Below are 21,517 nucleotides of genomic sequence, written 5' to 3'. Positions count from 1 at the left end.
GGCGGCGCCGGGCCAGGCAAGATCGTCCGGGCCCTGCCCACTTCCCGGAGGTATTCGCGCCCCATGGCCACCCACTGGATCTGGTACGTGCTCGCACCGCTGCTCATCGGCGGTTACGCGTTCTGGTACGTGCGCCGCTACCAGCGGAACAAGGCGTCGTTCGAGGCGTTCGCGACCCAGCGCGGGTGGGTCTACACCGAGCGGGACCTGGAGTGGCTGGGCCACTGCCACGGGGAGCCGTTCCACATGGTCCAGACCCGCCCGAGGACCTGGCACTCGATCGAGGGACAGCGGGGGAACCTGCACGTGCAGTCGTTCGAGTACAGCTGGGTCCACCGGCGCTCGAGCAGCCAGGCGCGGCGGAAGTTCATGCAGGTGACCGGCATCCGGCTGCCGTTCCCCGCCCTCGACGTCTACGCCGAGCCGCGCGGCCCGATCGGCCAGTTCGTCCGGGACGCCGGGTTCAAGCGCGCCGGCACCGGCGACGAGGGCTTCGACCAGCAGTGGGTCACCCGCGGGCCGGTCAGCCCCGCGATGCAGCAGTGGCTGGTCCGCCACGGCCGTCAGGTCCGGGTGCGCGACGGGATCCTCGAGACCTGGGACAGCGGCCGGTTCGACCCGCAGCGCATCGACCCGGCCCTGGCCGACCTCGAGCAGCTGGTGCCGCTGCTGGCCGGAGTCAGTGGGCGTTGAGCGAGACCGAGTGCCAGCCGGACGCGCCGTTCGGCACCGGGTCGGCGATCTGGTCGGTCTGCGTGTAACCCGACTGGTCCGTGGCGCGGACGGTCACCGAGTGCGTGCCCGAGGGCACTTCCACCTCGGCCCACCACATCCGCCAGGTGTCCTTGTTCACCTCGGCGGACAGGATCGCCTGCTGCCACGGGCCCTGGTCCACGCGTACTTCGACCTTGGCGATGCCGACGTGCTGCGCCCACGCCGTGCCCGCGACCCGGACCTTTCCCGCGGTCACCGAGGCGAAGCCGCTGGGCGAGTCGATCCGTGACTCCGTCTTGATCGGCGCCTGCTCGGCCCAGCCGCGCTCCAGCCAGTACGACTGGCGCGCGTCCCACTTCGCGAACTCCAGGTCGGTGACCCATTTCGTGGCGGAGACGTAGCCGTACAGGCCGGGGATGACCACGCGAGCCGGGAAACCGTGCTCGACCGGCAGCGGCTCGCCGTTCATGCCGATGGCCAGCATGGCGCCGCGCTTCGGGTCGAGGGCGACGTTCGCCGGGGTGCTGCAGGTGAAGCCGTCCACGCTGGTCGCGTACATCTGCTCCGCGCTCTGGCGCACGCCCGCCTGGTCGAGCAGGTCGACCAGGTCGACGCCGATGAACTTGGCCGTCGAGATCAGGTTCCCGCCCACCTCGTTGGACACGCAGGTCAGGGTGACCTCGCGCTCCACCAGCGGGCGCGAGCGGATGTCGGCGTAGGAGAACGTGACCTCGCGGTCGACCAGCCCGTGGATCTTCAGGCTCCAGTCCTCGGTGCGCACCTGCGGCACCACGAACGCCGTGTCGATCCGGTAGAAGTCCGCGTTCGGCGTGATGAACGGCGGTGAGCCGAGCTTCTGGAAGTCCGCGTCCGCCGGCAGCGGCGGGGCCTTGCGCGAAGGGATCAGGGGGCCGACAGCGGCTCGTGAAGCCTCGGCGTCGCCCGAACTCGAGATGGCCTGCCCGGCGATGGCGGCGACCCCCGCGCCCGCAGCGACCCCGGCGCCGCGAACCAGCACCTGCCGGCGCGTCGGCCCTTGCGGCGCGCGCGACTCGTCGAACGCCGGCGGCAGCGCGTACCGGTGCAGCCAGCCGAACACCAGCAGCGAAGCCACCAGCGCGACGACCGGGGCCAGCAGGGCGAGCTGCCCGACGTCCGTGCGCTCGTAGACCGCGGCGACCCCGGCGATGCCGAGCAGCCCGACGAGCACCTGCCCGGCCAGCGGCTTGCGCCGTGACAGCTGGCCCGCGAGCACCGCGAACAGCACCAGCACCACGGCCAGGCCGATCTTCAGGACGGTCTTGTCCGCCGTCCCCAGCGTCTGCTCCGCCCACACCACCACGGGATGCGGGCTGTGCGCGATGACGAAGTCCGCGACCGCCACGAACGGCGAGGCGTTGTAGCCGACGAAGGCGGCGATCAGATGCCCGACGCCCAACGCCGTGACGAGGGCGGCCAATCCGATCAACGTGGCCACCGGCAGCGACAGCCGCCGAGGCTCGGGTGGCTTCACCTGGACCGGGATTTCCTTCAACGCGCTCACTCCACCATCTTCGGCAGGGTCGCGGTGTCCATGTGGCCCCGAACTCTTACGGCTTGGTTACCTCGTGAGTGTTCATGCCGGTTCTAACCGTCATAGCCACTCACGAGCCCTGGTTGCGCTCAAGCCAGCACCTTGCGCAACCGCTCCTCCTCGACGCGCCAATAGCCGTGCTCGGCGCCGTCGACCAGGATCACCGGCACCTGGTCGCCGTACTCGGCGCGCCACTCCGGGTCGCTGTCGACGTCCGCGGTCTCCCACGCCACGCCCAGCTCGCCGCAGATGCGCTCGACGTCCGCCTCCGCCACCTCGCACAGGTGGCAGCCGGCGCGGGTCATCACGGTCACCTGGTGCACAACCCGAGTCTAGGACCGGGAAGTCCGTCAAGGCCTCCTTACCCGCTTGCCACGCGGGTAAGGAGGCCTTGACGGCGTTGGGGCACCGGCGGACGGCGACCGGGCACGACTCAGCGGAGCTTGAGCCGCCGCAGCTTCCCGGTGGCCGAATGCGGCAGCGTCTCGGCGAATTCCACCGAGTGCGGCACCTTGTACCCGGCCAGGTGCGCCACGCACTGGTCCACCACCTGCTGCTCGGACAGCGACGCCCCCGACTCCGGCACCACCACGGCCTTCACCGCTTCGCCGCTGCGCTCGTCGACGACGCCGACCACGGCGACCTCCGCCACCTCGGGTAGCAGCGAGACGACCTCCTCGACCTCGTGCGGGAAGACGTTGAAGCCGTTGACGATGATCAGGTCGTTGGCGCGGTCGACCAGGTGCAGGTCGCCGTCGGAGTCGAGGTAGCCGACGTCGCCGGTGCGGAACCAGCCCTCCTCGTCCGGGCCATGGTGGCCGTCGGGCCAGTAGCCGGAGAACAGGTTCGCGCCGCGGACCGAGACCAGCCCGGTCTCGCCGGTCACCTCGAACACGTCGGCGGCGTCGTCCGGGTCGAGCGGGATGTCGGCGGCCGTGCCGTCGCTGTCGACCAGCCGCAGCTCGACGCCGGGCAGCGGGCGGCCGACCGAGCCGGGCTTCGGGTAGCCCGTGACCAGCGTCGAGGTGACCACCGGCGCGCACTCGGTGAGGCCGTAACCCTCGTAGACGTCGAGCTCGGTCGCCTCGCGGATCGCGGTCAGCACCCGCGGGTGCAGCGGCGCGGCGCCGGACGTCATCTGCCGCACGGTGGCGAGCCCGCGCTTGAGCTCGTCCGGGCCGAGCGCGGCGAATTCGGTGTACATCGTGGGCACGCCGGCGATGGTCGTCACGCGGTGCGCGGCGCAGTCGTCCAGCGTCCGCTGCGGCTCGAAGCGCTCGGACAGCACCAGCGTGGCGCCGACGGAGGTCGCCTGCAGCAGGCCGGGGCCGAGGCCGTAAACGTGGAAGAGCGGGATGGTCACCAGCACCCGGTCGCCGTGTCCGAGCACGCCCTCGACCTGCGCGAGCTGCTCCAGGTTGGCCAGCAGCGCGCGGTGCGAAAGCATCACGCCGCGCGGCGGCCCGGTGGTCCCCGAGGTGTAGGAGACGACGGCGAGGTCCTCCCCCGCGCGCTCGCGGCCGACCGGGTCGCCCGGAGCGTCGCCGTGCGGCGTGAGACCGGTCACTCCGTCGGGCAGATCGGCCTCGGCGTCACGCTGGACGACGAACCGCGCGCCGCAGTGCTCCAGCAATTGCCGCAGCTCCGGCTCGGGCGCCTGCGGCGAGACCGGCACGACGATCGCGCCCGCCCGCAGCACCGCGTAGAGGGCCACCGCGAAATCCGCCGACGTCGGCAGCCGCACCGCGACCCGGTCGCCCGGCTCGACCCCGGCCTCGACCAGCCGCCGGGCCTGCGCGTGCGCCGTCTCGTCGAGCTGCTGCCAGGTGAACGTGGCGCCAGTCCCCGTCTCGACGACGGCGGTCTCGCCGGCCCAGCGCTCAGCGGCCAGTGTGAGCAGCTGCGCGACCCCGCTCTGGTTGGTCACCCGTGACCCCTCTCGTGCCGTTGCTCTTTTGTCATCTTGTCACCCGTAATGGGGACCCGGCGCGATCGTCGCACCTCCAGTCACCCGGGACCTCTACCTACTTCGCGGTAACTACACGTATGCTGCTCTGCGTCGCCGGGTGGCGTTGATCACTGCCGGGTGACGCGAGAGAGGGAGTCGTCGTGACGAACTTGCTGGTCCACGAGGTCGTGGCACACGCGAGGCGGCACGCCCCTGCTCGCTCGGGGTTCGGGGGTCGAGCTCGCCCGGCCGGTTCGCCACGGGCCGCCGGGACCGCCGGAGGTGCCGCCCGATGACGTTGCCGACCACCGCCCCGCGCGGGCCCGCCGTGATGTTCACCGAACGGGTGTTCGGCCGCCCGCCCGCGGTCCCGCTGACCCGCCCGGCCGCCGGGCCGGACCCTGCCGAGGTGGCCAAGGCCGAGGCCTGGGAGCTGGTCCGCGCCGCCCAGGAGGGCGACTCGTCCGCGTTCGGCAGCCTCTACGACCGGTACGTCGACGTCGTCTACCGCTACGCGCTGTTCCGCCTCGGCGACCGCGACCTGGCCGAGGACGTCACCAGCGAGACCTTCCTGCGCGCGCTGCGGCGGATCACCTCGGTCAGCTACCAGGGCCGTGACGTCGGCGCCTGGTTCGTCACGATCGCCCGCAACCTGATCCTCGACCACGTGAAGTCCAGCCGGTTCCGGCTCGAGGTGGTGACCGGCGAGGTGACCGAGCCGGGCGCGGCGGCGGGCGCGAGCGTCGGCCCCGCGGCCCAGGCCGGCCCGGAACAGCAGGCCATCGCGGGCGCCACGCGCACCGAGCTGCTGCGCTGCGTCGCCGAGCTGGGCGAGGACCAGCGCGAGTGCATCGTGCTGCGGTTCCTGCAGGGGCTGTCGGTGGCGGAGACGGCCAAGGTGATGCAGCGCAACGAGGGCGCGATCAAGGCCCTGCAGCACCGCGCGGTGCGCCGTCTGGCCCAACTTCTGCCATCCGGGTTGCGCTGACTTTTTTCATCACCTGACGAAGCCGTAACTTTCGCCTCTTCTTAATCGTTTCTCCACGCAGACCGGCAGTCAGGGCCGGCCGCGTGGGAGACGGAGCAGCACCGTGGGCGTGCCCGGGCGATTTTCGCGGGAACGGGTGGAGGTCGAGCGGTTCGACCGCGCGCTCGATCCGTCGCCGGCGCAGCGTGACGGTGAGTTCGCGGCCGAGCTGGCGGTGGTCGCCGCGCTGCGCGAGCTGGGCCCGGCCGGCGGGCCCGACCCGGCCACGCGCGAGCGCATCCGCGCGGAGATCGAAGGCCGGCTCGGCGAACCCGTCATCCGCCGGCGCTGGCGACCGCGGATGGCCGACCTGGCCGCCGCGAGCATCGCGCTGGTGCTGGGCCTCGTCGGCCTGACGCTGCTGCTGTCGAAGAACGCGGTCCCGGGCGAAACGCTGTACGACGTCAAGCGGGCCGGAGAAGCGACGTCACTCGCCTTCACCTTCGGCGACGAGGCCAAGGCCCAGAAACACCTGGAATTCGCGGCCGACCGGGTATCCGAGCTGGCCCGGATGACCGACGCCTCCCCGTCGGCCTACCGCACCGCACTGGACGACTTCGGCACCGACGTCCGCGCCGGCGTCACCCAGCTCACCGCCCTCGCCACGAGCGGCGGCGACCACGGTCAGCTCGCGGACCTGAAGACGTGGGCGCGCGACCAGTCGAGCCTGCTGGCCGCCGAACAGTCCCACGTCCCGGCCGCCGCGGCCCCCGACCTGAGCGGCGCCCGCGGCCTGCTCACCCGCATCCAGGAACGCACGACGGCGCTCGTCTCGCGGCTCAACTGCTACGAGATCACCACGGGCAGCTCCGACGAGCTGGGCCTGCTGCCTGCCAAGGGCGCTTGCACTCAGCAACAGCCTTCGCGGATCGGCGCCACCCCGGCCCCCGAGCCTTCCTCGCCCCCGCCGTCGTCCTCGGAGACGGTGCCGCCGAGCACTGACACCTCGACACCTGGCACCCCGGACCTGGCCGTCCCAACCGCGCCGACGCCGACGCCTACTGGTGGCGCGGCGCCGCCGCCGGTGTTCGCCCCGCCGATTCCGACGCCGTCCGCACCCCGCCTGCCGACGCCCACCTCGCCGCCGCCGGTGCTGGTGTCGATCCCGCCATTGCTGCCGGGCCTTCCCCCGATCGTGATCGGCTGAGCGGGCCGCTCGTCAACGTTCGTCCAGCTGTTCGCGCAGGATGTCCGCGTGCCCGGCGTGCCGGCTGGTCTCCGTGAGCATGTGGACCAGGACGTTGAACAGCATCACGTCCGGACGTGGCCACCAGGGCACGTAGCCCGGCGAGCGCGGCGATCGTCGCGTCGGAGTGCGCCCAGACGCGCTGGTAGCGGCCGGTGATCTCCTCGCGTGTTTCGTGCTCGGCCGCCCGCATGTCGGTGCCGCGCTGTTCGAGGTCGTCCCATCGGGGGACGTGCTCGGGAAACGGTCGGTCAAAGACCTCGCCGAAGTACCGGGACTCCCACACCGACAGGTGCTTGACCAGCCCGAGGAGGTTGGTTCCGGACGAGGTCAGTGGTCGACGGATGTCGTGCTCGGGCAGCCCGTCGAGCTTCCGGAGCATCACCTCGCGGATCTCTCGCAGGTCGCTGTGCAGGTACTCCTTCGCGAAATCGTCGATCACGAGTACGAGCATGCCCGAGCAGCCGCGCGGCGGGCCCCGGCAACGACCTCCGCAGCCCGCTCGTCAACCCTTGACCGAGGGCCTCGCCACACCTCGACCGGGTGAGTCGCCCGGTCGCTACCCTGTGCAGCAGGGCCCGGCCGTTTCCGGCCGCCGGGACGTGCGGCGAACGTGGAGGCGGTGCGTGTCAGCTTGGCGTGGCAAGGATAAGAGTCAGGAGCTCGAACGGCTCGCCACGATCGCGGGCGAGGCGTCGGCCGAGGCTGCCACCGCGACGGCCAACGCGGTGCCGCCGGTGCCGCCCGCCCCGCCGGACCTCACCGCGGCCGCGTTCTTCGACGTGGACAACACGATGATGATGGGCGCCTCGATCTTCTACTTCGCGCGCGGCCTCGCCGCCCGCAAGTTCTTCACCTCCTCCGATCTGGCCGGTTTCGTCTGGCAGCAGGTGAAATTCCGGCTCGGCGGGCGGGAGAACAAGGAGGACATCAAGTCCCACCGCGAGCGCGCACTGTCCTTTGTGGCCGGTCGCACGGTGGAGGAGCTGACCACCATCAGCGAGGAGATCTACGACGAGCTGATGGCGGACAAGATCTGGTCCGGCACCCGCGCGCTGGCCCAGATGCACATGGACGCCGGCCAGCGCGTCTGGCTCGTCACCGCCACTCCGATCGAGCTGGCGGCGATCATCTCCCGCCGCCTCGGCCTGACCGGCGCGCTCGGCACCGTCGCGGAGTCCAAGGACGGCGTCTACACCGGCCGCCTGGTGGGCGACATGCTGCACGGCCGCGCGAAGGCCCACGCCGTGCGCGCGCTCGCCTCCCGCGAGGGCCTGAACCTCAAGCGCTGCACGGCCTACTCCGACTCCCAGAACGACGTCCCGATGCTCTCGGTCGTCGGCACCGCCGTGGCGGTCAACCCGGACAGCGGCCTGCGCGACGTCGCCCGCGCCCGCGGCTGGGAGATCCGCGACTTCCGCACCGGGCGCAAGGCCGCGAAGATCGGCGTCCCGTCCGTGCTGGGCGCGGGCGCGCTGGCCGGCGCGGTGGCCGCGGGAATGGCTTACCGGCGGCGCTGAACGCGAGTCAGCCGTTGACGATGCCGCGCGCGACCAGCGCGGCGACGACGTAGAGCAGCGCGCCCACGAGCAGGCCCGCCCACGGCCCCCAGCCCTTCCTCGACGCCCACCCCGCGGTGATCAAGGAACCGATGATCGCCGACGCCCAGCCGATCCACGGCAGCCAGAACACCGTCTGCTGACCGTCGCCGGTGCAGATGAAGCGGGTGTCACCGCTGAAGCAACCGTCGCTGCTCATCACCGAGGCGAAGCCCACAACCGCCGAGAACACCGCCCCCAGCAAGGAAATCAGGGTCAGGGCCAGTACGAAGCCGCCCCAGCCCGGGGAGCGGGGCGTGGTCGTGATCGGGTCGTCCAGCATGAACCCGACTGTGCCCGGCACGCCGCCGCCGGCGCGTCCGGAGGACTACCCGAAGACCTCGCGCAGTTCTACTCAGGCCCTCGAAACCAGCCCCCCGAAATCAGCCCCGGAACACGCTCTTGCGCTGCGAAAGCCGCCGGTACAGCGTCTGCTGGATCGACTCCCGCACCTGGTCCGTGACGGTGAAAACGAGCATCGGGTCGTCGACGGCGTCCGGGCCGTACTCGTCGGTGCGGATGGGCTCGCCGAACTCGATGCTCCACTTCGTGGGCAGTGGGACGGCGCCGAGCGGGCCCAGCAGCGGGAAGAACGGCGTGACCGGGAAGTACGGCAGTCCGAACAGGCGCGCGAGCAGCCGGATGTCGCCCAGCTTCGGGTACGTCTCCTCGGCGCCGACGACCGACACCGGGATGATCGGCACGCCGGCGCGCATCGCCGCGGACACGAAGCCGCCGCGACCGAAGCGCTGCAGCTTGTAGCGCGCGGAGAACGGCTTGCCGACGCCCTTGAAGCCCTCCGGCCAGACGCCCACCAGCTCGCCGCCGGTCAGCAGGCGCTCGGCGTCGGCGTTGCAGGCCAGCGTCTGGCCCGCCTTGCGCGCGAACGAGCCCACCAGCGGCAGCTTGAACACCAGGTCGGCACCGAGGCCGCGCAGGTGCCGCCCGCCGGTCTCGTCGTGCACCGCGACGGCGGTCATCAGCGCGTCGAGCGGCAGCGTGCCGGAGTGGTTGGACACCAGCAGCGCGCCGCCGGTCTTCGGCAGGTTCTCGACGCCGTGCGTGTCCACCCGGAACCACTTCTCGTACAGCGCGCGCAACGGCGGCAGCACCAGGGTGTCGGTCAGCTCCGCGTCGAAGCCGAACTCGTCCACGGAGTAGTCGCCGGTCAGCCGGTGGCGCAGGAAGTCCAGCGCCGTCAGCAGGGCTTCGGGCAACGGCTCCTCGGCCGCGGCAGCGGGCGAAGGCGCCGAGGGGAACGCCACCACGGGCGCGTCCGCGCGCGGCTCGGCCGCCGACGGGGCGGCCTCGGGCTCGTCGGCCACGGGCTTCTCCCGGCCGGGACCGTGCAGGGGGATCACCTGTGCCTGGGCACCGTTCACGGTGTGCGCCTCACTCTCGGCCCTCGCGCGGCTCATCGGCTCGCCTGCCCGGTCGCGGCGGCCACGAGCACCTTGCCCGCCAGCCCGGCGAGCCGGCCGCCGTCGAGCACCGGGCGCAGGCCGCGGCCCGCGACATAGTCGTCGAACGCCTCACGCGTGGTCCAGCGCGGCGTGAAACCGAACTCCTGCTTGAGTTTCGTGGTGTCCACCACCCGGCCGAAGTTCAGCAGCCGGACCTGGTCGGCGGAGAAGTCGACCACGCGGGCCCCGCGCAGCACCTTGCCCACCGACGGCACCACGGCGCTCGGCATGGGCAGCCCGACCCGGCCCGCCCGGCGGATCGCCTGCGAGAGCGTGAGCACCCCCTCCGACGCCACGTTGAACACGCCGGGATGGTCCTCCAGCGTCGAGAGCTCCAGCACCGACAGCGCGTCCGACGCGTGCAGCAGCTGCAGCCGCGCGTCGTAGCCGAAGACGGTGGGGATCACCGGCAGCGCGAAGTAGCGCGAGAGCACGGTGTCCACCTCGGGGCCGATGATGTTGGCGAACCGGCAGAGCGTGACCGTGATGTCGGGACGGCGCCGGGCCAGGCCGCGCACGTAACCCTCCATCTCCACGGCGTCCTTGGCGTAACCGCTGGACGACGCCGGGATCAGCTCCGAGTCCTCGCTGAAGACGGCCTGCGAGCGCGCACCCGCGCCGTACACGGCCGCGCTGGACTTGACCACGAGCTTGCGCACCAGCGGCGAGCGCTGGCACGCGGCCAGCAGCCGCATGGTGCCGATGACGTTGACTTCCTTGACCGCCGCGCGCCGGCTCGGCCCGGCCGGGTGCGCGGTGCACGAGGTGTGCACCACCGTGTCCACCTCGGCGGTGCTGATCACCTTGGCGATCAGCGGGTTCCGGATGTCGGCGCGGACGAACTCGGCGTTGCCCATGCGCTGCAGCACCGATTTGGCCGGCGGGGCGGTGTCGACGCCGATCACCCGCTCGAACCCGGGGTTGTTGCCGAGCCGGGCGAGCAGCTTTCCGCCCAGGTCGCCGGCGACCCCGGTGACGAGCACGATGTTCGACGGCATGAGACTCCCTGGGGGCGGCTGGAGCGTGGGGGCGGGCGATCACCCGGAGCGCGCGAACCTGCACTCACTGGAAGCATCGCGCGGACGCACCGGCCATGTTACCGGCCATGAGGGGTGCCCTGACCAGGTCTTACCTGGTATTAACGCCGGAGGCCCGGATTGCGGCACGTGCCTCACTCGAACGGGGGAAAAGGCCCGCCAAATGGACGTGGCCCGTCCAAACGCTGGACGGGCCACGACAGTTCAGTGAGCGTAAGGCTCACTTACCGGCCTTACGGCGCTGCACTCGCGTGCGGCGCAGAAGCTTGCGGTGCTTCTTCTTGGACATGCGCTTACGGCGCTTCTTGATCACAGAGCCCATGGGCGCTCCTTAGGTCGTCGTCGGTAACGCTGCCCGGCGCAGCGTCCAACGGGTGGAGCGCACAGGCACGAGCGGTTTACCAGGTTACCCGCGTGCCGACGCGGGCCGGTCGGCGGGCATGACTCTGCTGCTGGCCATCGCCAATCCGACCACAGCTACGGCGAATCGGCTGTGCCCGACGGTCACCACTCGACCGCCTTCTTTTGGCCGGATTGGCTACGCATGCCCGGCGACCGATCAGCCCACGTCGAAGTAGGCACCCTGCAGATACTCGTGCACTGCCTTCTCGGGCACCCGGAACGATTTCCCGACGCGTACGGCGGGCAGCTCACCCGAGTGCACCAAGCGGTAGACGGTCATCTTCGAGACCCGCATCAGCGTGGCCACTTCGGCGACGGTCAAAAACTGGACCTGCCCTACGGCGGGCAAATCCTCCTTCTTGTTCGGCGACATGTTTACCGCGTCCTTCGACACGTGTCGCGCCACGAGGCTTCCCCACCTGTGGTATCGACACGCACGTGCTCTTCACGAGAGTAGCGGGACAGGTGGGACTAGTGCGACGCCTGTCACCGGGATGGGCCCTCACCAGGGCCGTAGCGCACACCCTGAGTGGGGCATTCGGGTGATACGAGCGGTTTGCCCGCTCCTGTGGAACGGTTCGGCCTGGTGAGTCATCGCTCCGGTTCTCGTCCGGACCGACGACTCAGCGGGGCTTCAGCGACGCGCCGAGGCGCCGTGGGCGAGCCGCTGATTGACTTCCTCCACCGAGAACTCGCCGGCGTCGAAATCGGCACCCGACTTCAGGCCCAGCCAGTCGAGCAAGGTGTCGTGCTCCTCGGCTGCGGGGTCGGCCAGTGTGTCCTTCAGCTGCTCGTAACCCCAGATGCCGCCGCAGTCCTCAGGAGGGCAGGCCCCTTTGCCGCCCGTGCACAACGCTCCGGTCACCCCAGGATCGGCCGGCAGGATCCGCTCCAGGACGATGTCGTGTTCCCAGCCGTCACCGAAATCGTAGGCGTACTGGATCCGGTCGCCGGCGCCGCCGAGCAGCTGGGACAAATACACCTCCCGTTCGTCGTGATGGCCCAGTTCGGGGTCGGGGAGCCCGTATTCGTACTGCCCGTCGGAGAACGCGTGCATGTGGCTGTCGCCCCAGCCCATGGCGGCCTGGATCACCCCGTGAAGCCGGTCGAGGCTCAGTGCGGCCGGCACCTCCATGCGCCGCCATACCGGCGGTTTCGTCACGCCCCGCAGCTGGACCTTGATCCGGAAGCGGGCATCGGCACGTTCGGGGCGCTCGGGCAGAACCGGGCGGCTGAGGGGAGCCATACCCAGCCCGGGAACGCCCAGCCCGGGAAACGGGTTCGCCAGGTGGGCGGTCAGGAGGGTGACCAGCCGAGCGGCGCCCGGATGATCGCAGTCGCCGAGCAGCGGCAAGACCTCGGCAAGCTCGGCATCGCCTTGAGCCTGCAGCAGAGCGGAAACCAGGTCCGGGGGCAGGCCGTCGGGCATCGCGTCCAGCATGCTGGACACCGTGTCCACGAAGATCCACGTCAGGTCGGCCTCGGCAGGCTCGGCGTTCTCCTGCTCGGCCAGCCAGACCCTGGCGTAGGCGCCGGCCCCCTTCAGCGTCGCCAGTTCCTGCCACGCGGGTGCCGCATCAGGGCCGCATTCGCGCGCCAGGCTGAACGCGGTGAGACGCAGCGGCCCGGAGGCGGCTTGCCCGAAGGCGAGCAGCTCGCGGGCAGCTGCGACCGGAGCACGGGCGGCCAGCCACGGACGGCACATCAGCGAGGCGACCGTGTCCGGAAGCCCGCTCAACACATTGACCAGCGCGCCCGCATCGACATCGGCGGACGGGGCACTCTGGCGGAACATGACGTCGGTGAACCAGCGGGCCAGCGGGGTCAGCTCGGCGGTGTCCTCCCGCAGGACGACCATCCCGAACTCGTTCAGGACCGCCACTATGTTCTCGACCGCCTCCATCCCGGCCAGGTCAGCGGGCAGCGACGTGCAGTCCGGGCAAGAACAGTCCGGTGCACCGCCGTCGAGGTACTGGAGAACGGCCTCGTCCAGCTCATCCAGCGAGACCGCGTCCTCGTGCTGGTGCAGGAATGCCAGTACGACCAGAGCGTCCAAGTCGGTCTCGCCGCCTTCACCGGCCAGGCCGAGGAACTCCGCCGCGCACCGGGCCCAGATGACCAGTACCTCCTCCGGTGTCCCGCCCAGCCAGGACCGAAGCGGCGGCCTTGCCGCCGCCCGGGCCCGGTCCACCTCGATGAACCCGGCAATGCCCGCCGCTGTCCACGCGACCATCAGCGAGCTGATGTCCAGCGCACTGCGGGGCTTGCGTGAGGACAGTTCGATGCCCAGCAGATCACAGGCTTCGACGGCGGCGGCGGGCTTGAGCACTCCGCGCGTGGTGACCGGGCGGCCGGTCCCGACCCATTCGGCCAAGGTGCTCGCCGCCGTGAGGATCGAGCAGCTCCGGGCTGCCAACGCGAGCTGTTGCGGCGCAGGTTCCACCGGAAGCGCTGCGGTACGAGAGGACATATCGCCACCGTACGAATCCTCGTGGCACGGCACACAGCGGGGTCTTGGTGACAGCCCTCAGCCACGACGCGGCCGCCTCGGGAGCAGCCCGGGTCGGTGCGGGTCAGTGCTCGTCGTGCGCGCGGCCGAGTTCCTGGGACCGGTCGCGGGCCGCTTCGATCGCGTCGAGCAGGGCCGCGCGGACGCCGTGTTTCTCCAGCTCGCGGATGGCGTTGATGGTCGTGCCGGCGGGCGAGGTGACGGCCTCGCGCAGCAGCGCCGGGTGCTCGTCCGACTCGGCCAGCATCTTGGCCGCCCCGACGGCCGACTGGATGATCAGCTGCCCCGCCAGCGCGCGCGGCAGGCCGAGCAGGATGCCGGCGTCGATCATGGCCTCGACCAGGAAGAAGAAGTACGCGGGGCCGGAGCCGGACAGCGCCGTCACCGCATCCTGCTGGCCCTCGGGCACCTCGACGACCTGGCCGACGTGCGCGAGCAGCTCCTTCACCACGGCCAGGTGCCCGGCCGTCGCGTGCCGGCCCGCGGAGATCGCGCTCATGGCCTCGCCGACCAGCATCGGCGTGTTCGGCATCACCCGGACCACCGGCACGCCCTCGGCGAGGCGCCGCTCGTACAGCGACGTCGGCAGCCCCGCGCACAGCGAGACGACCAGCGAGGACGGCCCGAGCAGCGGCGCCAGCACGTCCAGCACCGGGTCGATGTCCTGCGGTTTCACGGCGACCACCAGGACGTCGGCCTGCTTGGCGGCGTCGGCGACGGTGACCGAGCGCAGCCCCGGGTACCGCTGCGTCAGCTCCTCGGCCCGCGCCGGGTAGCGCTCCATGAAGAGCAGGTCCCCGGGCGCGTGGCCGCCGTGCAGCAGCCCCGACAGCAGGGCCTCCCCGATCTTTCCAGCTCCCAGCACCGCGATCACCGTCATGGCGCCAGCGTGCCAAACCGCCGTCAGGGCCCCGGGGCCGGGGCGAGGGCCAGCTGGCGCGTCTGGGCGACGAGCCGGCCCTGCGCGTCGACGACCGTCGCGTCGGAGTCGAACCAGGCCTCGTTCACCGAGCGGGATTCGACGACCACCCGCAGCCAGCCCGGCGCCGGGCGCGTGCGCACCAGCGCGGTGAGCTGGACGGTCGGCGCCCAGCCCAGCCGGCCGAGGTTCGCGACCAGGGGCGGGTTGAGGTCCCCGGCCAGCAGCGCGAAGTAGACGTCCACCACGCCGTGGCGCGGACGGGCCCACAGGCGCATCCGCGGCGGGTCGCCCGCGCGCCCGGCCAGGTAGCCCGCCGTCGCCGGGTCGATCCGGACCTCGCAGCTCTTGGACAGGTTGAACCGGCCCTCGGACGTCTCGGCCGTCAGCTGCAGCGCGCCGGACGGCGGCTCCGCGGGCATCTGCGGCAGGTCGGACCACTCCGCGCGCCGCATCGGCAGCCGCCCGGTGGTCACACGCGCCTCCACGCAGCTGCGGCCGCGCTGCTCCAGGCGGACGGCGACCACCGTCGCGCGACGGCCGACCTTGCGGACCTCGGTGCGCAGCAGCACCGGCCCCAGCGCGGGCGCGTGCAGGAACTCGGCGCTCACCACCAGCGGTTCGGCGGTGGCCTCGTCCCGCTCGTGCAGGACGGCCGTGGCGGTTCTCGCCAGCAGGGCCACGAGGAAACCGCCGTGGGGGTGGCTCGCGATCGACCATTCCGCGCGCAGCGTCGCGGTGAACGTGCCGTCGCCGAGCGAGCGGACCGCCGTGGCGGCCTCGAACGCGGTCGTGGTGTCGTCGGCCGCGCTCACGGACGACCGGCCACTGCGGGGCAGCGCGCGGGGCCCGGCCCGCGCGTTCCGACGGCGGCGAAGTTCAACGATCGCAACGAGTTCACGGTCGGCACTTTACGTGTCCGAGCCCTGGTGGAGCAGGCCATCGGCCGTTGTCCGCCCGGACAGCCGATCTTGGTGACGGCCAGGTCACTGTCCAAGGTGCAGACGGGCAAACAGCAGCGCCTCGGCCAGCGCGCGGGCCCGTTCGGCCGAGCTGGTGGCGTGCCGGGTGTTGACCTCGAGCACGATCTGGCCGCGGAAACCGTTGCTGACCAGCCGCTCCACCAGCTCGGCGCACGGCTGGCCGCCGTGGCCGGGGATCAGGTGCTCGTCCTTGGGCAGCCCGGTGCCGTCGGCGAGGTGGACGTGGCTGAGCCCCTCGCCCATCCGCTCGGCGAGCTCGAGCGCGTCCATGCCCGCGGCGGCGGTGTGGGAAAGATCAAGTGTGTAGTGCCGAAACCCTACGTCGGTAGGGTCGATCGAGGGCCGGAACGCCGAGACGCGCGAGTTCTTCGAGCCGCCGGGCGGGCGCACCTTGAACATGTTCTCGACCGCGACCTCGATGCCGCTGGACTCCTCCAGCTCGTCCACCAGGTCGCCGAACGCGTCGCCGTAACGCCGCTGCCACCGGAACGGCGGGTGCACGACCACCGTGCGCGCCCCGAGCTCCACGGCGGCGTCCACGGACCGCCGCAGCCGCACCACCGGGTCCGGCGACCAGACCCGTTGCGTGATCAGCAGCGACGGGGAGTGCACGGACAGCACGGGCACGCCGGTCCGGCGCGACCACCGCCGCACCGCGGCGACGTCCTGGCTGATCGGGTCGGCCCACACCATCACCTCGACGCCGTCGTACCCGAGGTCGGCCGCGAGCTCGAAGCCCGCGCCGGCCCGCAACGGCCACACCGAGGCGGTGCTCAACCCCACCGGCACGGGTTTCTCGGCTGCGCTCACGCCGCCCATCCTGCCGTGTGCGCCGGGGCGGCACTCCCCCGGCGGCACCGTTCCCGTTCTCCGGGACCTTCTCCCGGGCCTTCTCCGGAACGGCGGCCAGGCCGCCCGGGGACTTACCGGGCGACGAGCAGCAGCGCAGCCGGCGACACCGTCACCACCAGCCCGACCAGCAACGCCAGCACCGTGGTCTGCAGGTCCTCCGCGCGGCGGATCTTCCGCACGATCCAGACCAGCGCCACGATCACCAGCAGCGCCCCGACGAGGGCGGCCGGCGCGAGGTTGACCCACAGCCAGTTGAAGCCGAGCCAGACCCCGGCCCCGCCGACCACGCCCAGCGCGAGCTGGCCGGCCAGCGTCAGCCACTGCTTGCCCGGCGAGCCTTCCGGCGCCGGCTCCCCGGCGGGGGCTTCGGCGGCTTCTTCCTCGTCGTCGTAGTCGTCCTCGTACTCGACGGACTGCTGCTCGTAGCCGTAGTCGTCCCGCTCGAAGTCCGGGCCGTCGGCGTAGGCCGGCTGCTCGAACTCGCGCTCGTACTCGGACAGGTCGTCGTCGAGCGGGTGACGGTCGTCCTTGCGGCCGGGCGCGAACGGCATCGGCGGCGGGTAGCCCGAGGTCGGCGGGCCCGCGTCGTAGTCCTCTTCGGGCGCGTAACCCTTGTCGGCGGCCGGATATCCGTTGTCGGCAGCGGGATAGCCGTTGTCGGGGGCCGGGTAGCCGTCGTTCTCGTCCTGGTAGCCGTCGTCGGCGTAATCGTCGTCGGCGTAGTCGTCGTCGGCGTAGTCGTCATCCGCGTAGTCGTCGGCCGTGCCGTCCTGCCCGGGGACCACCGGCATGACGCCGATCTCGGTGTCCTCCAGCTGCTCCTGCTGACGGCGCTTGCGCCAGCCGGCCAGTCCGGCGGGCTGCTGCGGCGCCGGGCCGGGGCCCGGGGGCTGGGGCGGCGCGGCGGCGGGCGGCTCGGGCTCGAGCCGGTCGGCCACCGCGTCGAACTGCTCGGTGTGCGGCTCCTGCTTCGGGGCCGGACGGCGGGCCGGCGCCCGGCGCGGACGCTGGGGAGCGCCGGCCGGGAAGGCGCCGCTGGCCATCGCGCCCGGGCCGGCGGGCGGCTCGGGGACGTCGGCGTCGGGGGTGCCGTCGAGCCCGTCGAGGCGGGCGGTCAGCGAGGTGTTCGGCGGCGCGGGCGGTGCCGGCGGCGGGCCGGGGCGACGCCGGACCGGCTGTACCGCGTCGCGGGTCTCGTCGGCCGGCAGCGGCGGCGGGGCCTGCGGCGGCGCGGCGGGCGGCGGGCCCGGCGGCTGCTGGCGCGGCGCCCGGCCACGCGGCGGCACCGGCAGCTGCGCGGAATCCTGCGGGGGCCGGGCGAACTGGCCCGACTCCTGCGGGGGCGCCGGCGGGCGCGCGAACTGACCCGACTCCTGCGGCGGAGCGGGCGGGCGGGCGAACTGCCCGGATTCCTGCGGCGGCGCCGGGGGGCGCACGTAACCGGAGTCCTGCGGGGGCGCCGGCGGGCGCGCGAACTGACCCGACTCCTGCGGCGGAGCGGGCGGGCGCGCGAACTGGCCGGACTCCTGCGGCGGCGCCGGAGGACGCACGTAACCGGAGTCCTGCTGGCCGTTCACCGGACGGCCGGACGGCGGCGCCGGCGGCCGGGGCAGCGGCTGCGACTCCTGCGGGACCGCTCGCGGCGAGGGCGGCGGGCCGTCCGGACGGCGGCGGCTGCCGGTGCGCGACGGCGGGGGCGGCGTGCCCCCGTCCGAGGTCACCCGGTCGATGATCGCCTGGGGTGCGGTGTCGGTGACGTTCGCGGCGCGGCGGGAGCCGGTCGTGTTCGTCGTCTCGGGGGCCTCGTCGTCGTCCGCGGCCCGGCGCCTGCGCCGTCGCCCGCCGTCGACCTGCTGCCCGTGCTGGGCGAGCAGTTCGGCCACGGTCTTCTGGGGCTGGTCGCCGCCGGTCTGGTCCGTCATACCGTGCTGTCCAAAGCGCGCTCGGGGTTGGCTGTGACACGTGCCTGCGACTGGACGCAGACGGCGCCGCGCGCGCTGACCACCGTGCTGTGCATGTCCGTCACCTCTTCACCGTGCCTGTTGTCCGTCAACGAAGTCCAGTCCGCTGCTGTCACCGGTCCTCCCCGTTCGCCGAAACGCCGGTGAGGGCGGGCCCAGTGTCGTCCGCACCGTTGGAATGGTCCAGCCGCCGCAGGATGACACCCTCTCGCAGCGCCCATGGGCAAATCTCGAGTTCCTGGAGCGAAAGTGCCCGCATGGCGGCCTGCGCCACGAGCGCGCCGGCCACGAGCTGGTGCGAACGGCTCGAGCTCACGCCCTCGAGGTGCGCCAGCTCCGCCGAGGGCATCCGGGAGATGAAGGCGATGAGCTGGCGCAATGCGGTGTCCGTGAGGGTACGGCGCACCCGGGGCCCGGCCGCCGAGGGGGCGGCGCCGGTCAGCCGGGCCAGCGAGCGGAACGTCTTCGACGTCGCCACGACCCGATCGGGTTCACCCCATTTGGCGAGCTTCCTGGCCAGGGCGGCGAGCTGCTCTTCCAGCCACGCCGAGGTCGCCACCACCTCGGACCGGGTGGGCGGGTCGTGGTGGAAGCGCGTGCGCGTGGTGCGGCCGGCGCCGAGCGGCAGGGACTCGGCCAGCACCGGCTCCTCGTCCCGGCCCATCGCGACCTCCAGCGAGCCGCCGCCGATGTCGAGCACCAGCAGCTGCCCGGCCGACCAGCCGAACCACCGCCGTACCGCGAGGAAGGTCAGCCGCGCCTCGTCGACGCCGGAGAGCACTTTGAGCTCGACCCCGGTCTCGTCCGCGACCCTGGCCAGCACTTTCGCCGAGTTCCGGGCCTCGCGGACCGCCGAGGTCGCGAAGGCCATGACCTCTTCGCAGCCCAGCCGCCGGGCCGCGCCCTTGGCCGATTCGACGGCCCGGACCAGCTCGTCGGACCCGGTCTTGCCGAGGTCCCCGGACCGCGTGATCTGCTCGGCCAGCCGCAGCACGGCCTTTTCGGAATGCATCGGGGTCGGGTGGGCGCCACGATGGGCGTCGACCACGAGCAGGTGGACGGTATTGGAACCGACGTCGAGTACCCCTAGGCGCACGAGGATCCAGCGTACCGGTCCCACAGCCAGGTCTCGAAACTGTAACCAACACCACTCGTTCAGGGCTCGACTCTGCGTGCCTGAACTGACGCGGTGCGTGAAAAAGCTCGTGAGTGCTCATGCCGGTTCTAACCGTCATAGGCACTCACGAGCGGGTCGATCAGGTCTCGAACTTGTACCCGAGGCCGCGGACGGTGACCAGGTGCCGGGGCGAGCCCGGGTCCGGCTCGATCTTCGAGCGCAGCCGCTTGACGTGCACGTCCAGGGTCTTGGTGTCGCCGACGTAGTCCGCGCCCCACACCCGGTCGATCAGCTGGCCGCGGGTGAGCACGCGGCCGACGTTGCGCAGCAGGTACTCCAGCAGGTCGAACTCCTTGAGCGGCAAGGAAACCTCGCCGCCGTCCACGGTCACCACGTGCCGCTCGACGTCCATCCGGACCGGGCCGGCCGAGAGGACCAGCGGGGCCAGTTCGCCCTCGGCGCCCGGCTCGCCACCGCGGCGCAGGACGGCGCGGACGCGGGCGATCAGCTCGCGGGCAGAGTACGGCTTGGTCACGTAGTCGTCGGCGCCCAGCTCCAGGCCCACGACCTTGTCGATCTCGCTGTCGCGCGCGGTCACCATGATCACCGGGACCGCGGAGCGCTGGCGCAGCTGCTTGCAGACGTCGGTGCCGCTCATCCCGGGGAGCATCAGGTCGAGCAGCACGATGTCGGCGCCGTTGCGGTCGAACTCCTCGAGCGCCTGCTGACCGGTACCCGCGACGGCGGCGGTGAAGCCCTCTTTCCGCAACAGGAAGGCGAGCGGGTCGGCGAAGGACTCTTCGTCCTCGACAATGAGAACCCTCGTCACAGGTTTCCTCCTGGGTTTGGGCCGGAGATTTCCTGCCCGGTTACCACGAGCCGGGGTGTCCGCTCGGGGGTCTTGTCCGGCCGCGCGGGGGCGGCCGGCGGGATCTGCTTGCCCGTGGCGCTGCGCTGCGGCTCGCCGTCGGGCTCGGGGCGCACGTGCGCGGGGATGCGCAGGGTGAACGTCGACCCGGTGCCCTGCCGGCTCCACAACCCGACGGAGCCGCCGTGGTTGGCCGCGACGTGCTTCACGATCGCGAGGCCGAGGCCGGTGCCTCCGGTGGCGCGCGAGCGCGCCTTGTCCGCGCGGTAGAACCGCTCGAAGACGCGCTGCTGCTCGTCCTCGGCGATGCCGATGCCGCGGTCGGTCACGGCGATCTCGACCATCCCGTCGGCCAGCCGCCGCGAGATGGACACCGGGCTGCCCGCCGGCGAGTACGCGACGGCGTTCTCCAGCAGGTTCGACAGCGCGGTGACCAGCAGCGTGCGGTCGCCCTCGAAGAGCAGGCCGCTGTTCGGGTCGGTGGTGATGGTGATTTCGGCGGACTCGGCCGACAGCGTGGTCCGGCCGAGCGCCTCCCGGACCACCGCGTCCACCTCGACGACGTTGAGGTCCGGGAGCCGCTCCGCGCCCTGGAGCCGCGAAAGGGCGATCAGCTCGGTGACGAGCTGGCCGAGCCGGGTCGACTCGCGCAGGATCTTGCTGCCGAAGCGGCGGACCTCCTCGACGTCCTCGGCGGCGTCGAGCACGGCCTCGGTGAGCAGCGCGATCGCGCCGACCGGGGTCTTGAGCTCGTGGCTGACGTTGGCGACGAAGTCGCGCCGCACGGCCTCGAGCCGGATGGCCTCGGAGTGGTCGACGGCCTCGACCACGGTGAACCCGTCGCCCAGCGGGCGGACCTCGCCGAGCACGGCCTCCGGCTGGCGGCGGCCGCGGCTCTCCAGCGGCGAGAGGTCGACCTCCATCGGCTCGTCGGTCTCCACCACCTGCTCGGCGGCCTTGCGCGCCCGCGGGTCGGGCTGGTTCACGCGCACCAGGCCCAGCTCGTAGGCCCGCGGGTTGTGCAGCACCATGTCGCCGAAGCGGTTCAGCACCAGGATGCCGCTGTTGGAGGAGCGGATGAGGCGCTCGATCAGCTCGGCGACGGTCGGCCCGGTCGGCTGGGCCGCCTCCCGCCGGGCGCGCGCCCGGGCCGCCAGGAAACCGGCGACCGCGCCGACGACGAGTGCGCCGACGGCCAACAGGAGGGCAACAGGCGTGGTCACAGGGGAATCGTAAGCATCCCGGTAGCCTTCTGGCCTAGTCCTGGAAGCCCCGTCGTGAGGCTCATGACACCTGCGGGCGACATGTTCGCCCTGGTGTCAGGCCCTGTTCACCCGATCGAGACATTCGTTGGCGATCT

Annotated in this window: 20 protein-coding genes and 1 pseudogene; 4 read left to right on the top strand and 17 right to left on the bottom strand. The window is 72.0% G+C overall.

All coding sequences use genetic code 11. The annotated features are described in order from the left end of the window. Nucleotides 1–63: 63 nt before the first annotated feature. Nucleotides 64–693 (top strand): hypothetical protein, encoded by a 630-nt coding sequence (locus tag OG371_RS18250; RefSeq protein WP_329070774.1) that lies wholly within the window; start codon nt 64–66, stop codon nt 691–693. Here the strand turns inward: OG371_RS18250 and OG371_RS18245 are convergent. The 3 genes from OG371_RS18245 to OG371_RS18235 all read right to left on the bottom strand — a co-directional run bounded on the left by OG371_RS18245 (nt 680) and on the right by OG371_RS18235 (nt 4,214). Next, entirely contained in the window at nt 680–2,257 is a 1,578-nt protein-coding gene (locus OG371_RS18245) for a molybdopterin-dependent oxidoreductase (protein ID WP_329070773.1), read from the bottom strand. The genes OG371_RS18250 and OG371_RS18245 overlap by 14 nt on opposite strands. 119 nt (nt 2,258–2,376) lie before the next feature. Next, the gene (locus tag OG371_RS18240; RefSeq protein WP_329073149.1) at nt 2,377–2,592 is read right to left on the bottom strand and encodes a glutaredoxin family protein; all 216 of its coding nucleotides are present in this window, start codon (nt 2,590–2,592) and stop codon (nt 2,377–2,379) included. Nucleotides 2,593–2,720: 128 nt separating this feature from the next. Next, nucleotides 2,721–4,214 carry an AMP-binding protein gene (locus OG371_RS18235; RefSeq protein WP_329070771.1) on the bottom strand — a complete coding sequence of 498 codons (1,494 nt, stop codon included), beginning with the start codon at nt 4,212–4,214 and terminating at the stop codon, nt 2,721–2,723. A 313-nt stretch (nt 4,215–4,527) separates the two neighbouring features. On the opposite strand from OG371_RS18235, the gene OG371_RS18230 reads away from it, so the two are divergent. Both OG371_RS18230 and OG371_RS18225 read left to right on the top strand, forming a co-directional pair. Beyond that, on the top strand, nt 4,528–5,223 hold the full coding sequence (locus OG371_RS18230; protein WP_329070769.1) for a sigma-70 family RNA polymerase sigma factor: 696 nt from the start codon (nt 4,528–4,530) through the stop codon (nt 5,221–5,223). Between the two features lie 109 nt (nt 5,224–5,332). Continuing rightward, entirely contained in the window at nt 5,333–6,409 is a 1,077-nt protein-coding gene (locus tag OG371_RS18225; RefSeq protein ID WP_329070768.1) for a DUF5667 domain-containing protein, read from the top strand. A 21-nt stretch (nt 6,410–6,430) separates the two neighbouring features. On the opposite strand, the pseudogene OG371_RS18220 reads toward OG371_RS18225, so the two are convergent. Next, nucleotides 6,431–6,902 (bottom strand): annotated as a pseudogene (locus OG371_RS18220) (DinB family protein); the annotation flags it as partial. Nucleotides 6,903–7,074: 172 nt separating this feature from the next. Here OG371_RS18220 and OG371_RS18215 point away from each other — a divergent pair. Continuing rightward, a complete protein-coding gene (locus OG371_RS18215) occupies nt 7,075–7,968 on the top strand; it encodes an HAD family hydrolase (RefSeq protein ID WP_177231444.1) in 894 nt (297 codons plus the stop codon). Nucleotides 7,969–7,975: 7 nt separating this feature from the next. On the opposite strand, the gene OG371_RS18210 is transcribed toward OG371_RS18215, so the two are convergent. The 13 genes from OG371_RS18210 to OG371_RS18150 all read right to left on the bottom strand — a co-directional run bounded on the left by OG371_RS18210 (nt 7,976) and on the right by OG371_RS18150 (nt 21,380). After that, nucleotides 7,976–8,329 carry a hypothetical protein gene (locus OG371_RS18210; protein ID WP_329070765.1) on the bottom strand — a complete coding sequence of 118 codons (354 nt, stop codon included), beginning with the start codon at nt 8,327–8,329 and terminating at the stop codon, nt 7,976–7,978. Between the two features lie 100 nt (nt 8,330–8,429). After that, nucleotides 8,430–9,464 carry a lysophospholipid acyltransferase family protein gene (locus OG371_RS18205; protein ID WP_329070763.1) on the bottom strand — a complete coding sequence of 345 codons (1,035 nt, stop codon included), beginning with the start codon at nt 9,462–9,464 and terminating at the stop codon, nt 8,430–8,432. After that, the gene (locus OG371_RS18200; RefSeq protein WP_329070761.1) at nt 9,461–10,507 is read right to left on the bottom strand and encodes an NAD-dependent epimerase/dehydratase family protein; all 1,047 of its coding nucleotides are present in this window, start codon (nt 10,505–10,507) and stop codon (nt 9,461–9,463) included. Before OG371_RS18200 ends, OG371_RS18205 begins: the two co-directional genes overlap by 4 nt. A 259-nt stretch (nt 10,508–10,766) precedes the next feature. Continuing rightward, the gene (locus OG371_RS18195) at nt 10,767–10,868 is read right to left on the bottom strand and encodes a 30S ribosomal protein bS22 (protein ID WP_007030867.1); all 102 of its coding nucleotides are present in this window, start codon (nt 10,866–10,868) and stop codon (nt 10,767–10,769) included. A 237-nt stretch (nt 10,869–11,105) separates the two neighbouring features. Then, nucleotides 11,106–11,321 carry a helix-turn-helix domain-containing protein gene (locus OG371_RS18190; RefSeq protein ID WP_037353555.1) on the bottom strand — a complete coding sequence of 72 codons (216 nt, stop codon included), beginning with the start codon at nt 11,319–11,321 and terminating at the stop codon, nt 11,106–11,108. Between the two features lie 261 nt (nt 11,322–11,582). Further along, nucleotides 11,583–13,418: a plasmid pRiA4b ORF-3 family protein gene (locus OG371_RS18185; protein ID WP_329070759.1), complete on the bottom strand. Its 1,836-nt coding sequence runs from the start codon at nt 13,416–13,418 to the stop codon at nt 11,583–11,585. A gap of 103 nt (nt 13,419–13,521) precedes the next feature. Then, the gene (gene proC, locus OG371_RS18180; RefSeq protein WP_329070757.1) at nt 13,522–14,337 is read right to left on the bottom strand and encodes a pyrroline-5-carboxylate reductase; all 816 of its coding nucleotides are present in this window, start codon (nt 14,335–14,337) and stop codon (nt 13,522–13,524) included. 23 nt (nt 14,338–14,360) lie between these two features. Further along, nucleotides 14,361–15,191, bottom strand: coding sequence for a thioesterase family protein (locus OG371_RS18175; protein WP_329070755.1), 831 nt, complete (start codon nt 15,189–15,191; stop codon nt 14,361–14,363). 171 nt (nt 15,192–15,362) lie between these two features. Beyond that, the gene (locus tag OG371_RS18170; RefSeq protein ID WP_329070753.1) at nt 15,363–16,178 is read right to left on the bottom strand and encodes a sugar phosphate isomerase/epimerase family protein; all 816 of its coding nucleotides are present in this window, start codon (nt 16,176–16,178) and stop codon (nt 15,363–15,365) included. A gap of 104 nt (nt 16,179–16,282) precedes the next feature. Then, the gene (locus OG371_RS18165; RefSeq protein ID WP_329070750.1) at nt 16,283–18,133 is read right to left on the bottom strand and encodes a hypothetical protein; all 1,851 of its coding nucleotides are present in this window, start codon (nt 18,131–18,133) and stop codon (nt 16,283–16,285) included. Nucleotides 18,134–18,284: 151 nt separating this feature from the next. Next, nucleotides 18,285–19,268, bottom strand: coding sequence for a Ppx/GppA phosphatase family protein (locus OG371_RS18160; RefSeq protein ID WP_329070748.1), 984 nt, complete (start codon nt 19,266–19,268; stop codon nt 18,285–18,287). Nucleotides 19,269–19,428: 160 nt separating this feature from the next. Further along, nucleotides 19,429–20,118: a response regulator transcription factor gene (locus OG371_RS18155; RefSeq protein ID WP_091618351.1), complete on the bottom strand. Its 690-nt coding sequence runs from the start codon at nt 20,116–20,118 to the stop codon at nt 19,429–19,431. Next, complete coding sequence (locus OG371_RS18150) at nt 20,115–21,380, bottom strand: sensor histidine kinase (RefSeq protein ID WP_329070746.1); 1,266 nt, start codon at nt 21,378–21,380, stop codon at nt 20,115–20,117. Before OG371_RS18150 ends, OG371_RS18155 begins: the two co-directional genes overlap by 4 nt. Between the last annotated feature and the right edge of the window lie 137 nt (nt 21,381–21,517).

This window comes from Amycolatopsis sp. NBC_01480, assembly GCF_036227205.1.
Taxonomy (GTDB): domain Bacteria; phylum Actinomycetota; class Actinomycetes; order Mycobacteriales; family Pseudonocardiaceae; genus Amycolatopsis.
The sequence above is the reverse complement of the archived record's forward strand: the minus strand, read 5'-3'. Positions and strand labels throughout refer to the sequence as shown.